Annotated in this window: 8 protein-coding genes and 1 pseudogene; 5 read left to right on the forward strand and 4 right to left on the reverse strand. The window is 33.6% G+C overall.

Translation table 11 applies throughout. The features are described 5' to 3' along the window. Positions 1-2: 2 nt before the first annotated feature. The 3 genes and pseudogenes from ccmA to OPR52_RS05655 all read left to right on the forward strand — a co-directional run bounded on the left by ccmA (position 3) and on the right by OPR52_RS05655 (position 4600). Positions 3-626 carry a heme ABC exporter ATP-binding protein CcmA gene (gene ccmA / locus OPR52_RS05645; protein WP_264723327.1) on the forward strand — a complete coding sequence of 208 codons (624 nt, stop codon included), beginning with the start codon at positions 3-5 and terminating at the stop codon, positions 624-626. A gap of 1285 nt (positions 627-1911) precedes the next feature. Beyond that, positions 1912-3207, forward strand: coding sequence for a Na+/H+ antiporter NhaC family protein (locus tag OPR52_RS05650; protein ID WP_236514769.1), 1296 nt, complete (start codon positions 1912-1914; stop codon positions 3205-3207). 560 nt (positions 3208-3767) lie between these two features. Beyond that, positions 3768-4600, forward strand: a pseudogene (locus tag OPR52_RS05655) (IS5 family transposase). Positions 4601-5229: 629 nt separating this feature from the next. Here OPR52_RS05655 and OPR52_RS05660 read toward each other — a convergent pair. The 4 genes from OPR52_RS05660 to OPR52_RS05675 form a co-directional block, all read right to left on the reverse strand. Continuing rightward, positions 5230-5529 carry a type II toxin-antitoxin system RelE family toxin gene (locus tag OPR52_RS05660; RefSeq protein ID WP_077188096.1) on the reverse strand — a complete coding sequence of 100 codons (300 nt, stop codon included), beginning with the start codon at positions 5527-5529 and terminating at the stop codon, positions 5230-5232. Beyond that, positions 5510-5734: a hypothetical protein gene (locus OPR52_RS05665; RefSeq protein ID WP_010962565.1), complete on the reverse strand. Its 225-nt coding sequence runs from the start codon at positions 5732-5734 to the stop codon at positions 5510-5512. The genes OPR52_RS05660 and OPR52_RS05665 overlap by 20 nt, the downstream gene beginning before the upstream one ends. Positions 5735-5765: 31 nt before the next feature. Beyond that, positions 5766-6625 (reverse strand): IS630 family transposase gene (locus tag OPR52_RS05670; RefSeq protein ID WP_265037751.1). Its coding sequence is split into 2 segments (ribosomal slippage): positions 5766-6301 and positions 6301-6625, totalling 861 coding nucleotides; the frame shifts between segments, so codons are not numbered across the junction. 89 nt (positions 6626-6714) lie between these two features. Then, a protein-coding gene (locus tag OPR52_RS05675; RefSeq protein ID WP_265037890.1) for an IS5-like element ISWpi1 family transposase occupies positions 6715-7547 on the reverse strand; the annotation gives its coding sequence in 2 pieces (ribosomal slippage) (positions 6715-7178 and positions 7178-7547; 834 coding nt in all). 207 nt (positions 7548-7754) lie between these two features. Between OPR52_RS05675 and OPR52_RS05680 the strand changes: the two genes are divergently transcribed. Continuing rightward, positions 7755-11282: a DEAD/DEAH box helicase gene (locus OPR52_RS05680; RefSeq protein WP_265037844.1), complete on the forward strand. Its 3528-nt coding sequence runs from the start codon at positions 7755-7757 to the stop codon at positions 11280-11282. Between the two features lie 341 nt (positions 11283-11623). Then, complete coding sequence (locus tag OPR52_RS05685; RefSeq protein WP_265037842.1) at positions 11624-15925, forward strand: DEAD/DEAH box helicase family protein; 4302 nt, start codon at positions 11624-11626, stop codon at positions 15923-15925. Positions 15926-16057 lie beyond the last annotated feature (132 nt).

Genomic DNA, 16057 nt, shown 5'->3' on the forward strand with positions numbered 1-16057 from the left:
CCATGCTTGAATGTGAAAATTTATCCTGCACTCGTAATAATAAGGTACTATTTAAGAATCTCAGTTTTAAAGCTGAGCTAAAATCAAAGATTCTAATCACTGGTCCAAATGGTAGTGGTAAAACCAGCTTAATTAGAAGTTTATCTGGACTTTTACCGCCGGTATCAGGCAATATAAGGCACTGCGGAAAAGATATATATGATGATCCAAAATCCTATATATCTTCTATGGTCTATATAGGCCATAAGAATGCCTGTAAAGATAGCTTAACTGTTGCTCAAAACGTAGAATTCTGGGCAGGAATACGAAATACTAGAGAACTGATTGTGGCAGCTATTTGTTGTTTGCAGTTGCAGCCTGTACTTAATATTAGATATGGCGAACTTTCTGCAGGCTGGAGAAGAAGAGTTGCACTTGCTCGCCTCTTGATTTCTAATGCAAGCGTTTGGCTGATAGATGAACCATTTTGTAATCTTGATAGTGCAACGTGTGAATTAGTGCTGAACCTAATCTCAATACGCTCTGAGCAAAATGGTATAGTAATTATTACAGGGCATAGCTCTACAGAGCAATTGTGTGATTTTACAACGATTGATATACGTAATTTCAATAGACTTCTTGTATAGTTTTTGGCAACAACCGCTAGAAATAAAAACTTACTTGACAAACTCCGCCAGCCTCCTTATCATGAAACTGAAGCTATTTATTTATCTTCTCTGTACAGATTAAATGACAAAAAAACTCACGTATCTGGCGTCTCATGTTTAATTTTTTGCACTATGTGCACTCTATGTCTTTATCAAATTTCTAGGTTTTTACCTATACAAGCTGAAATACGCTATTTAAAACATCAAAAAACGCCAACTTAAAAAATGGATAGTGAATAATTAGCTACCCTAGGGTTTCTTTTGCCTTTTTTTCTGTTTAGTAAATTTCTTAAACATTTATGACTAAAGGTTAGTTGCATTAAAAAGCAGCTAAATCGCGGTTATTAAGCGTTTAGAATAAAAAAACGCCATACTTGAAAGTATAATGTAAGTAATTAGCCAACCACGGGGCTTCTTTTGCCTTTTTTTTCATTTGGTAAATTTCTTAATATTTGTAGCTAAATGAACTGGGCAGTGCGTAACGTTAATTTCTACCCAAGAGGGTGTCATTCCAGTGCTCCTTTTTTTGTCATCCCAGTGCTTGACACTGGGATGGCTTTGTTGCATCGCTACTTATGAAAGGCTAACTATAGTTAGGATTATAAGCAACCTATTGAAAATCTTGTTTTTTTGCAATCAATCTGATCAAATTTAAGAATAGTAATTTGTTATTTATATTAATAAATTTAATTCTATTGAAAATAGCTAAAGCATTGAAATTCTTGAATTTTAGCCGGATTGGTAAATGGTAGTGAAATTTCTTTTACTCAAATTTAGGTATTCATTGACCGTTCTTGTTATAAATACCAGAATAATAAGCTACTGATATTCCCTATCTTTTTTATCTTTAATCCATCATAGCTAGCGATGCAACAAAGCCCACTGGAATCCAGTTTTCTTTACAAATTCACCAAAAGTGCTTCATTCTATAACGCAAAACCCATACTTACCAAACCCAATGCATTACTTGCAATTAAGTTTCCTGGATCCAAGTATTCAGCTACTCGGATGATATCTTTGTGTTTGAAGCAAAACCAGCTATAACATTTCTTCGCAAACAAATGTTCGTACAGTTGTGCGCGTGATGCTGGAATCTAGACAACAATTAGATCCTATTGTCAAGCAATAAGCTACATGTGCTATTTATTTAGTAGATTAAATATGAAGTTTAAAACTCTGCTATTGACTTCCTGTAGAACTAGTGAAAACCAAACTTGCTTAAAACCACTTAATTAGTTATAGTTATAAGTTTAGGTACAGTAAAATGACAGCTTTTGTCCCCTTGATTATTTTTTTAATCTTGTATCTTGGAAGTGGTGCTTATTTTTCTTTTATCGGAACTGATAATCCACTTCATCAGGTTTCACCAGTAATCTGCTTATTACCAGCACTATTTTTTGCTGTCTCACGTGGTACAAATAAAATTCAGCATAACATCGATACTGTTATCAAGGGCATGGGTGACAAAAACACCCTTACTATGTGTTTAATTTTTTTATTTTCTGGAGCATTTTCTGCGGTGACTCAATCAATCGGTAGCGCAGACACTGTTGCTAATTTAATTCTTAATTTCCTTCCAGCAAGATTACTGCTGCCTGGAGTATTTTTGGCTTCTGCTTTTATTTCAACTGCAATTGGCACATCTATGGGAGTTGTTGCGCTGATGGTACCTATAGCTGTTAATCTGGCAAAAAGTGGAGCTTTTGGTCTCGAAATAGGAACTGCAACTGTAGTAGGTGGTGCCGTGTTTGGCGATAACCTTTCGATGATATCTGATACCACCATTGCATCTGTTTCTTCACAGGAAGCTTCAGCAAAAGATAAACTTAAAATGAACTCTAAAGTTGCACTTATTGCCAGCATTATAACACTCATCTACCTAGCAGTTGCCTCAAATAGTACAAAAATTATTTCTATATCAAATTTAGATTATTATTCTATAATAAAAATTATTCCTTACATTTCTTTAATAATCATGGGGCTGCTTGAAGTCGCCACTTTAGTAACAATAACTATAAACATAATTATTGCTGGTGTGCTAGGAATAACTTTTTTTGACTATGCTATCATTCAATTTCCTCATGACGTGTATGACGGTTTCAAAAAAGTAAACGAAATAGTGATATTTGCTCTATTTATCGGTGGATTGAGCCATATAATGTACAAGCAAGGTCAAAAAGCGTTGCATAAACTCATCGATGAAAGCAATATCACAAAAACTAAAGCTGAATTTGTGATAGCAGGAATTGCGTCTATGTTTACTACCTTAGTTGCCAATAATACCATTGCTATTTTACTAAGTGGTGGCATTGCAAAAAGGCTTGCACAAAAACACAGTATTGCGCCACATCGCAGCGCATACTTATTAGATGTTTTTGCTTGTGCTACAAAAGGTATCTTACCTTATGGTTCCCAACTATTGCTAGCAGGGAGTATAGCTTTTGTATCACCTATTTCTTTATTAACACAGGTATATTATTGCTTTATTCTAGCGGCAGTTACAATAGGCGAAATAATCATCAACAGCAGAAAAGAGAAACATTGTGCGGCTGCAACTTAGAGTTTCTCTTTTTTTACCCATAAGGAACGGAATTACTTGACACCCTTCGCCAACCCCCTTATCATGAAACTGAAGCTATTTATTTATCTTCGCAATCTGTGCAGGTTAATGACAAAAAACTTAGGGTATTTGGCGTCTCATGTTTAATTTTTCGCACTACGTGCATCGCATGTCTTTAAAAATTTTTAGGTTTTTATCTATATAAGCCGAAACGCGCTTACAAAGCGTTTAAGACAGCAAAAAACGTCAAATTGACAAGGGAGAATTTGAATGCTAGCTACTACGGGGTTTCTTTGCCTTTTTTCCTGCTTAGTAAATTTCTTAAACACTTGCGGTGTAGGTTAGTTGCAAGTTAAAAGCAGCTAAATCGCTCTTAATCAAGCGTTTTAGAATAAAAAAAACGCCGGTATTTTAGTACATGGTAAATAGCCAACCACCACGAGGCTTCTTTTGCCTTTTTTTTATTTGGTAAATTTCTTAAACATTTATAGTTACAATTTAGAGGTTGTCCGGAAACAAGTAAAAGGCTATAATATCTGAAATTTTAGTACGGGGTAAAGATGAGAAAAAAGTATCCAACAGATCTAAGCGAAAGGGAATGGGCAAGAATAGAAAAACACTTCAGAGTATCATACAAGAAAGGAGGAAGGCCGCCAAAGTATAGCAAAAGAGAAATATTAGAAGCAATTTTCTATGTATTGCGTACAGGGTGTCAATGGCGGTATTTACCAAATGATTTTCCGCTATGGAAGACTGTGTATGAGCAGTTCAGGCAATGGAAGAAGCAGGGAATTTTTGAGAAAATGAATTATGAAATTACAAAATATAGTAGAAGAAAAATAGGAAGGAATGAGCAGCCGAGTGCCTGTATAGTAGATAGTCAATCTGTAAAGACTACAGAAAAGGGGGGATCAAAGGCTATGATGGAAGTAAAAAAGTAAAGGGTAGAAAAAGGCATATAATTACAGACACTCAGGGTTTTATACTAGGTTGTTACGTAGGCGCTGCTAACGAAAATGATAGAGATGGTATTAAAATAGCATTAAACAATATGAGAACAAAATATACTAAAGTTAAAAAAATGTGGGCTGACATGGGATACCAAGGAAGAAATTTAAAGAATCACATAAAGGAAGAATATGACATAGATATTGAAATTGTTAAAAGGCCTACATGTAGATTTTGGGTGCACAAAGATACGCCACCTGAGCTACTACCAACAAGAGAACAAGGGTTTAAAGTACAGCCAAGAAGATGGGTTGTAGAAAGGACTTTTGCTTGGGTTAATAGGAATAGAAGGCTATCGAAGGAGTATGATTTACTCACAACATCCACTGAGAATTTCATATACCTAGCTATGAGTAGGGTTATGTTAAAGAGGGAATATGCTTGAATTTACTTGTTTCCGGACAACCTCTTATAGCTCTTTTTACAATAATCCGAACAGACCGTAATATGCTACTGGCCTGCTATAGCCATAAACACATATCTTATCGCATTCGGACTATTATAAGAAAGGCTATAAGAGCCCGTAAAGGGTGTCATTCCAGTGCCCCTCTGATGTATTCCAGTGCTTGACACTGGAATACAGTTTTCCATATAATCTCATCGAAAATGTTGTAACCACTTTCCATGCTAGTTTGCTTGTGAACAAGCAAACTTTTCTGGATCCCAGTGTCTGGGCACTGGGATGACAAGAGAAGGTACTAGCCTGACACCCTGACAACCGTCATCCCGCTGCTTGTTAGCGGGATCTATGCTAATGCCCTTTTATTCTTTCAATTATGTTATTTCCATTTAAATCTGTCTGTTCCGCAACTTCAGTCAATACAGTTGAATACTCCCTAAAACTGATTGTCATAACTTTACCCTACTTTGAATAATATTTTGATCATTACATATTGTAACAAAAAAAATCAACTCATTTCTTCCAAAGGCTCTATATTGAAGATAGAAAGTCCAGAAGCGATCTAAGGCTTGCACGAGTTGCAGCGGTAAGGTTTAAGTTGTCTTCTTATATTTTTAATTGTGTAATCTCCTGTGTTTGTAAATGTTTTTTCTATGCCCCACTGCAGTAATAAGTACTCTGCGCTCTGAATGATTTATGCTGTAAATTATACAGTAGTTGCTAACCCTTATCCTATATTGCCCTCTAAAGCTATGACATAAAGGCTTTCCTAGATTAAAAGGATCAACTGTAAGGCGTTTCTTTATGGCCTCCTGAACCATTAATTTAATCTTTGCCGGAAGAGCTGGAATTTCTTTTTCAATAACATTTTTTAAGAATTTTATAGTGTAAGTTTTATTTCCAGATGTTTTCATCATCCTCTACTTCTTCTTCACCTTCAGAGAGGCGATCGTCAGCTATTTTGGATAGCTCTACATCTTCTTCGAACTCTTCTTCCACTAAATCTACTAAAACTTCAGGAATAGTTTTATTTTGAGTCTCTGCCATTTCTGTAAGATACTGAGCCAATTTACTGTCAAAACTTACATTAACATTGAGCTTTTTTTGACTGTGAGCCATATATAGCATTTCTCATAATAGTCCGAACAGGTCATAGGAAGGCAGAATCAACAGCACGACGAAAGGATTCGAATAGAGGAATGTTTTTCCTGGCTCTGTTTTTTATAGCAAACCAATGATGCTCAATTTTGTTGAAATCTGGAGAATAAGGCGGCAGATACAAAATTTCTGCACCAACCCCTTTAGCAAGCTCGATAATCTTATCAGACTTATGAAAAGTAGCATTGTCAAGAATGACAGTCTGTCCAGGTTCCAAGATCGGTGTCAAAAATTGCTCAAACCATCCATTAAAAACATCCATATTACAGTGGCCTTCAAAGGTTAACGGAACAACTATCTTTCTTCCACTTAAGGCTGCAACCATACTGATTCGTTGAGTTTTCTTTCCAGATTTTAAGGCATAAAACCGCTGTCCTTTCTGGCAATATCCGTAGGGGTAGTCTTCGGTGTTATCAATGCCAGACTCATCTATATACACTAAGTTTTTAGGTTCTTTTGTCGCTATAATTTTCAAAAATTCAGCACGTTTTTCTTCGTTTCTTTCCTTGTATCCATATGTCTTTTTTTGCGCGTAAATTCAATTTTTTTAAGGGCTCGATAGATCGTTTGGATACTAACGTTGTTCCAAAGTTTAGCCATTTCCGATAGAGTCTTTCCTCCGTGTTCTCTGGCAAATTTGGCAAAGGTATCCCAGTCGGTAATTTTGTGATTGTAACCCCCATTTCCAAGTTTTTTTGATTGAAAGTCTCCTGTTTCTTTTCTTCTTTGCTGCCACTCCCATAAAGTAGTTCGTCCAATCTTAAATCTTGCTGCCACTGTTTCTCTGCTTTCTCCTTCGTCTAGCGCTTCCATTGCTTTTTTTCTTAAATCATAACTATATGCTGCTGGCATTCAACCTCCTTATCATCATCTACCCTTATCCTATCACATCCGGACTTTTATGGAAAGAGCTCTAAGAGGTTGTCCGGAAACAAGTAAATTCAAGCATATTCCCTCTTTAACATAACCCTACTCATAGCTAGGTATATGAAATTCTCAGTGGATGTTGTGAGTAAATCATACTCCTTCGATAGCCTTCTATTCCTATTAACCCAAGCAAAAGTCCTTTCTACAACCCATCTTCTTGGCTGTACTTTAAACCCTTGTTCTCTTGTTGGTAGTAGCTCAGGTGGCGTATCTTTGTGCACCCAAAATCTACATGTAGGCCTTTTAACAATTTCAATATCTATGTCATATTCTTCCTTTATGTGATTCTTTAAATTTCTTCCTTGGTATCCCATGTCAGCCCACATTTTTTTAACTTTAGTATATTTTGTTCTCATATTGTTTAATGCTATTTTAATACCATCTCTATCATTTTCGTTAGCAGCGCCTACGTAACAACCTAGTATAAAACCCTGAGTGTCTGTAATTATATGCCTTTTTCTACCCTTTACTTTTTTACTTCCATCATAGCCTTTGATCCCCCCTTTTCTGTAGTCTTTACAGATTGACTATCTACTATACAGGCACTCGGCTGCTCATTCCTTCCTATTTTTCTTCTACTATATTTTGTAATTTCATAATTCATTTTCTCAAAAATTCCCTGCTTCTTCCATTGCCTGAACTGCTCATACACAGTCTTCCATAGCGGAAAATCATTTGGTAAATACCGCCATTGACACCCTGTACGCAATACATAGAAAATTGCTTCTAATATTTCTCTTTTGCTATACTTTGGCGGCCTTCCTCCTTTCTTGTATGATACTCTGAAGTGTTTTTCTATTCTTGCCCATTCCCTTTCGCTTAGATCTGTTGGATACTTTTTTCTCATCTTTACCCCGTACTAAAATTTCAGATATTATAGCCTTTTACTTGTTTCCGGACAACCTCTAATTGATGTTAATTCGTTCTAAAATTGGTAGCTTGCTCTGAAGAAACACTATAGTTGTTTTCTCTAAGGTGGGTTTGATATATTTAGAAAAATTATCTATAAGATTAATATTCAATTTATTTATATTGAGATATACGATTTTATAAAATGGCTATTTATGGAAGAACATGGTGGGGAGAGAAATGGCTTCAGTGCTTCAATAGAATTGATTATGATAACCGTCTTCCACGTGGCAGAACTTGTGCTAATACTGGTCGAGCTTTTGGTATTAAAATTAATGGTCACATAGTTACAGCTAAAGTTCATAGCTCAGGATCTTACCCATATCGTGGTTCAAAACCTCAACCATATAAAGTCAAAATTATACTCAATGAATTAAGCTCATCAGAACAACAGACCATTCGTCAAATTATTGAAACTTCACCTTCTATACTATCTAAATTAATAAATAGGCAATTACCAACCAGCTTGTTTGATAAGCTTAATGATCTTGGGATTAAATTGTTTCCTTCAAATTGGGAAGAGATGAATGCAAATTGCAACTGTCCTGATTGGGCTATGCCTTGTAAACATATTGCTGCTGTAATTTATCTTATTGCTGCAGAAATTGATAAAAACCCCTTCATGATTTTTAATATTCATAATTGTAATTTGTCAGCACTTATCGATGATTTTGGGAATGGAAAATTAGAAAATGCTCAAAACATTTTAAAGATAGATGATATATTTAAGGCATGTTCTAAAATTAGAATACATAACCAAGCAATTTTAAATGATATTGATTTATCAACTATTCCTAACCTTTTTGATTGTATCAGTAGTATTTTAACAGATAATCCACTTTTTTTTGAAAAAAACTTCCATAATATTTTACAGATAGCTTATAAGCACTGGCAAAAGTATCCTGCAGGAAAGTTAGTGTACTATCCAGCTTCTAAGAAGGAACTATCAGAAGAGGAGCTATTTATTAAAAGATGGGGAAATATTGAGAATTGGAAAACATTTCAACTATTCATTGATGATCAGCATTACCTTACTCAAGTGAGCAATGGTACAACTAATGTATTTATGCTAAGTAGAAATGTATTGAAAGATATAGCGCGATTTTTAAACGACATTCCTAATTCGTTACTTCACAGGCTTAATCCTGAACTTCGCTTCATGCATATGATTTCACAGTTTGCACATATGCTGATGGAAAAGTCAGCGCTAATACCACAAGTATTACAAAACAAAAGAGGAGAAATTATAATTAGGTGGATTCCGGCGTTGTTTAATGAGTCAGTTAAGGAAATTCATAGCAAGATATCATCTATTTGTCCGCCTCTATTGATTAAATATCAAGAAATCGCTATGGAACCAGAGGAACAAGTAAATGTTGCTATCTCTTTCATCCTTTTAGGGTATATAGAAGATAACTTTCCTGCATCTCTGGATAAGTATGGAGATAAGGACATCTTTGAATTATTCTTTACTGGAAGACCATACAAGTTTACTGAGTTTAGCAACAAGGAAATACCGCAAGCAATTAATCTCTGGCTTTCACGTCTTTATTTAGCAGATAAGCCTTACAAATTCTATCTAATGATAAAAGATCACCATGAAAAATTTGAACTTGAGGTACAGTTATCACTGGATGATGAGAAGTCATTCATAAAGCTGGAAAAAGCATTTTCTAATCAAAACGTAAAGCTTAGTATTTTATCTGATCTTGCACTCTTATCTGAATACATACCTGAATTAGAAAGATCGATTGATAGCAATAGCAAGTTATCATTTAATTTAGATGATTTTGCACCTTTATTCCTGGGTATTGTACCAGTACTAAGAGCAATAGGTATAACGGTTATCTTGCCGAAATCTTTGCAAAAAATCTTCAAACCACAATTAAGTCTTAGTTTGTCTGCCAAGGATAAAATAAAAGAAGATCGCGAAAGTTTTTTAACGCTGGAAAATTTATTGAAATTTGATTGGAAAGTAGCAATAGGAGATAAAAAATTAAGCGTTACAGAATTTAAAAAATTGCTAAAAGATTCCCGAGGGCTTGTGCGAATAGTCGATCAGTATGTGCTTTTGGATGATAAGGAGGTAGAAGCTTTATTAAAAAAACTTGATAAATTGCCTGATTATTTAAGTCAAGCAGAGCTTATGCAAGCTGCTCTAACAGGAGAAGTAAATGAAACTAAAGTAGCATTTGACCAGCAGCTTACAAGCTTATTTAATAAACTTAATACTTACACACCTGTTACTACACCAAATAATCTAATAGCACAACTACGCCCATATCAAGAACGCGGATTTAGTTGGCTTATACAGAACATAGAAAACGGGTTTGGTAGCATAATTGCTGATGATATGGGTCTTGGTAAAACATTACAGGTTATAGCAGCTATTCTGTATTGCAAAAATATAGGGTTTTTGGATCGGGACAGAGTCTTGGTAGTAGCTCCCACAAGCATATTAAGTAATTGGCAACGAGAGATGGAACGTTTTGCACCAGAATTAAAGCTTTTCGTCTATCACGGACAAAATCGAGAATTGGCAAGTGATTATGATGTAGCTCTAACATCTTATGGTCTTGCACGTCGTGATAAAAAAGAACTTAATAAAATTCGCTGGTTTTTGCTCGTGATTGATGAAGCACAAAATATAAAAAATCCTAATACCGAACAAACCAAGGCAATTAAAGCTATTGAGGCAACGCATAGAATAGCAATGAGCGGTACTCCTGTTGAGAATAGGTTACTTGAGTATTGGAGCATTTTTGACTTTATCAACAAATCTTATCTTGGTACTCCTAAGCAGTTTAAAAGCAGCTTTGCAACACCGATTGAAAAAGCAAGAGATAAAATTTGTCTAGAAAGGTTTATGAAAATCACTAGCCCTTTTATGTTACGTAGGCTTAAGAGTGATAAAAGCATTATTCAGGATTTACCAGATAAAATTGAGAATAATCGTTATTGTTCCCTCACTTCAGAGCAAACAGCGCTTTATCAAAAGGTTGTTGATACAACTATGGAGAAGATAGAAAAAAGTGAAGGGATTGAACGTAAGGGACTAATCTTTAAACTTATCAATGCTTTAAAGCAAATTTGTAACCATCCATCACAGTTTGGCAAGAAAAAGCGTGCGAGTATTGAACAATCCGGTAAAATGCAGATGCTTGAGGAAATATTGATTAGTATTGGTGAAGTTGCAGAAAAATCATTGATATTTACTCAATACACTGAAATGGGTGAGATTATAGCTAGGCTACTTGAAGAAAGGTTTGAATCAAAAGTGCCATTTTTACATGGAGGACTGTCCCGTAAAGCACGAGACGAAATGGTTGATGACTTTCAAAATTCATTCCAATCAAATATTCTTATAGTATCTTTAAAAGCTGGTGGAACAGGGCTTAATTTAACAGCAGCAAACCATGTAATACATTACGATTTATGGTGGAATCCAGCAGTGGAAGCACAAGCAACAGATCGGGCCTATCGTATCGGGCAAGAACGTAATGTCATGGTGTACAGGCTACTTTCAACAGGTACATTTGAAGAGCGTATTGATGAGATGATTCAAAGCAAGAAGGAATTAGCAAACCTAACTATAAGTAGTGGCGAGAGTTGGATTACAGAATTTAACAACGATCAATTAAGAGATTTAGTTAATATAAAAAATGCACTATAGAACTTATAAAGTTTATATGTTGCTGTATTCAAAAAAAATCAAAAATTTTCTGTTTTTTCTACTTACAACAGGTTATACAAAACTTAAGTAGAGAAATTTTTTTATGATGTACGAGATGATTTTTTGACTGATTTCAATACTGTAAAACCATAGCAGTTAGATGTATACACCCTATTATTGCGGCCTGTTTGTATGAGCTTATACCATATATTTATGCCTTTTCCTCTATCGAAGCGGTCTTGAATAGCAATGATTAGGATATTCTGTAGTATTAATTGACTTTTTATACTATTTGCATATAATTGTACATAAATAATGTTGTTAATTATATAAAATCTATTATGAGTATTGAAAAGCAGAAGCTAGACATTGAAAATATTGTTAAAGCGGGAAAAAAAGTATATCTAGGATACCTTTTGCTAGATATAATTAATGATAAAAAAAACAGTTATTTTACTATAAATAACAAGAGGGGCTTATCATTAAATGAATACGTAACAGAGTCAATTAAGGAAGAAAAGGCAGATAAATTTTCTAAGCAAGTAAAGATAGGAAAAAAGAATTGCAAAATTCATATAGAAAAAAACTCTGATGATAAATATGATGTAAAGATTACTGGTACTATAGTATCTGACCGTGAAGATTCAGGTTATGAAAGTGATAGCAGTCAAGGAACTCAGACTCAAAACATTGAGTTTAAACCGAAAAATAAGTATAATGACGATGATTTCCTTGATTTATGTAGTTCACATGAATTGACGTTTAGTTGTGATAATAACGGTAATTATGCTTTTAATACTAAAATAGATGAGCATATTATCGGTGGACCAGACAAAATTGATCTCTATCCAATACATATATCCAACCTTTATCAAATGATAAATTATGTAAATGGTGATACAAAAAATCCTGATGTATTAATTGCTATGGCAACAGGATCTGGAAAATCATTTACACAAGCACTATGGACTTTTGTATTAGATTTAGCAGGTTATCATGGAGTCTGTGCAGTTCATCAGGATGCTTTAGCACATCAACTAAGAGAAGATTTTTGTAGGCTATTACCAAAAAGTATCACTGATAAAGTCAAATTAGGTGATAAAGGTAAAATTGATAATATAGATCCTAATTCACATATCATCACTACTCATGATATTCTATTCAAAGAAAAATCAAGTGAGTTTGAAACTATATTCATTAAAAATAATAAATGGTGGATTAGTGTTGATGAAGCACATAAGGCAACTGAGATAGAACTATATAAAAGAAATATTGAAAATTTAAAAAATCCTATCGCATTTTTAACTGCTACACCTTCAGAAGTCATTGCTAAACGAGTTGGTTGTATTATAAATCTTTCTCTTAAAGAAAAAGAAGAGCAGGGTATTTCTAAATCACCTGCTGTAAAAACTAGAACAGCAAAAAGCCGTATCCAGGCAGCTAAGAAGAGATCCAAATTTAATTTTGGAGAAAGGATAGCACTATGGTTTGCTAGTATTATCGAGAAAGAAAGATTGAGCTCAGCACATGAATGCATTGGTAGCATTGAGGAATGTGTAATCTATAGAAAAACTACTGATCCTTTTTATGTATCAGATGGTAATGAAGGTGATATTAGAAAAAGCATAAGATGGAATGTTCATCTTCCAATAGGGGAAAAGTTTCTAGGTTTGGTCGGACGCGGTAGTCATGACTCAGTAGTAAATTTTCATCTTATGCTAAATGGTAATGAGGTTGGTAGTGCATACGAAAACGGAAATAAAGTTTCTCGTGAAAATGTATATGATTTTTTCGGATTAAGTCTTTTATCTTCTCATGGAGCAGAGTTAGATGAAGCTATATTTAAAAAATATGAAGAATCAAAACAAGAATTGAGAAAAGCAGGCTTACGTAATTATTTGATTGATTATCATGGGTATGATTCAAATAAAGCAGAAAATTTTATAGAAAGTAACGTAGATTATTCCAGTAATGCTGCAAAATATCAAGAATTTCATGTTCTACATGGTATCATTGAAAATACTATCTCATATCTCACTGGTTATGATAGTATTACTTTAGATTACAAAAGACGCCACGATTTAGACTCATTAGTTAAAGAAGTTAAGGCAAAATTATCATCCAAAAATATCGGAGATACTGAAGAGCACATGGATCAAATATCAAAAGATCTGATTAGTGAAGGTATTCCACAAGATATAGCTGAGAGTATAGCAACTCAAGAAATAAGAGTTTTACAGGCTTTATTACAAACCAGGAATGATGACGATGAATTCTTTAAAATGATTGTTGATAATTGGGCACTTGATAAAAGAATTCATAACCAATATTTAGGGACAGATAACTGCTCCTATAGTCCTCTTTTAGCATTACAAGAATTTTGTCAAAAGCATAAAACTATCTTTTTAGTTAATGGTTTACAAAAGAGTGCTACAAAAGTTGAGGATAATAAGCCATTTTTTAACTTAAAAGAAAAAAGCTTTAAACTATCTGATGATAATCATGATAAAGAGAAGAATCTTACAAAACATAAATTAAGTACTATAGAGGCGTTAGATGATACAACGAAACAATATTATTATGAACCTAATTATTGTTCTGCAGAATACACTGAAAAAGTAGTTGATAAGCTATGTAAGAAGGGGCTTATAGGCTCTTATATTACTAGCGAAAAGACTACTGGATTTAATGATCTAAATTTATGTAGTGTTGGCCTTATCACAGACAAAACAGATGACAATATTAACGATCCTGCTGAAATTATACAGGCTTTTGGTAGAAATAGAGGGTTAAATTGGGCAAAACAGCCAATTTTTTATCTTGTTACAAAATCAGGAGTAAAAGTAAGTTTTGATGTTAATGAGCTAACAAGAAATGGCTACATTAAAGCTCTAAATAAAGCTGATAAGAAACATCATAAAGAATTAGTGAAAAGACTTGGATCTAAGATTGCAAAACAAATACAAGATTATATTGATATAAATACTGAGCCATCAGGAGAAATTCATTCTAATCATTTAGAAAATAAATTAATTGAAATTATCTGGAATGAGTATGAGGATTTATACAATCAAAATAATCACGATAATCAAAAGACAAAAAACGATTTTATTGATGTTCTAAATGATACATATAAGATACTTTATTCTTATAGAGATAATATAAAAAAGAATTATCATCTGCCTACTTCAGCTCACGTGATAACTTTCATTTTAGAATTTATCACAAAAATTGTCTACTGGTTCAAAACGCATTCTTCATACAAAGAGTTTAAACAAGAAGTAAAAAAACTAGAAAATAACGAAAAAAAAGATGAATTGATAAATGAAAGAACGTACGCACATATAATTCAAAATTATAAATATAAAGATATTATTAGCAATGGATTGGCATTGAAGAAAATCCTTTCTTTAACAGGAGATAAGGTTAAAAGTAGCACAGATTTTATAATGGAAAATCTACATGAATTCGTAAAAGAAGAAAGAAAAGAAGAATTGAACCAACTAAACCAGACTATAAAAACTTTATTAAATAAATTAGTTGTAACTACTGGTCTAAGTAAAGAGCAGAAAGAACAAATAACTCAGTACATTAATGAGAAAAATTCATGGGCTAAAGAAGTATATGATCACGCACAGTCATTATTTTCGAATGATCAAAAGATTGGTTCAAATGATATATCTAGTATAATATTTAATCTGATTTCAAGTGACTCTACAATTAAGCAGTATTTAGAGAAGGAAAAAATTACAAAAGAGAAATTTTATGTTAATGTTCTTAATGACCTATCTATTTTTACAGAATTGCAAAATTCTCCTCTAATAAAAGAGTTAACTAGTTGTAATTATGAAAATGTTATAGATAAAGATAAGGCAGAACAATACGCTGTAAATAGTATAGCTCATTATTTTCAGTCTAAAGTTTACCAAAAATTACTTAATGATTTCATATCACCGCTTAAAGAAGAGCACTTACTTGCTATTTTAAATGCAGTTTATCCAGAAGATAATGCTAATAAAACAGAACTAAATAGTGAAAAATTGAAAAAAATCTTGGAGTTTAAGAAAGGTATAGATGATGAAGAACGATTTAGAGAAGTAGTTAAAAAATGTGGAGATATAGAAAAAATACAGGATATTCAAGAGAGTATATATAAAGTATGCTTTGAAATTCTACACTGTTATTGTTACTATCAAAACATGTCTGAAAAGGGTGATCTGTATTGCAGTGATAAAAATGATATTATTCCTAGAGACAAGAATCTGGCAACACCGGAGTTATATAAAAGAACAAATAATAAGAAAAATTCAATATGGAGTTATAGCAGTAGAGGCTCTGATTTTGATATAGGCATGATGTGCAATAAGATTCAATTTATCAGTGGTAGTCTTAAGTCATTTGATGATACTAGTGAAATAGATCTTTTAGATCAAATACAGAAGGTTCAGCATGGACAAGAGGCTGCAGATAATCTTCAACTATTTAATAGAGCTCTTAAGTATCCTAAAAACAATACGACTAGTACAAATAGAGAAATAGAAAAAGTAGCATCAAAACTAGGTGATTTGAAGCCATTAACAAGTAAGGATTATGACAATGCTGTGCAACAGGTACGTTCAGCTTTTTCTCCCCCAGCTACTTAACTTGATCACGAAAAGTGTTCAATAAACCGTACGCGGCCAAGTTAAGGAAAAGTGTGACTTAAGGCTGAAAAACCAACCTTTGTACTCTTGCCGCGCTCTGCAATACCGGAAAAACTTTGTTTCTTATGATCT

The organism is Wolbachia endosymbiont (group A) of Hylaeus communis (assembly GCF_947251915.1).
GTDB classification, from domain to species: Bacteria; Pseudomonadota; Alphaproteobacteria; order Rickettsiales; family Anaplasmataceae; genus Wolbachia; species Wolbachia pipientis.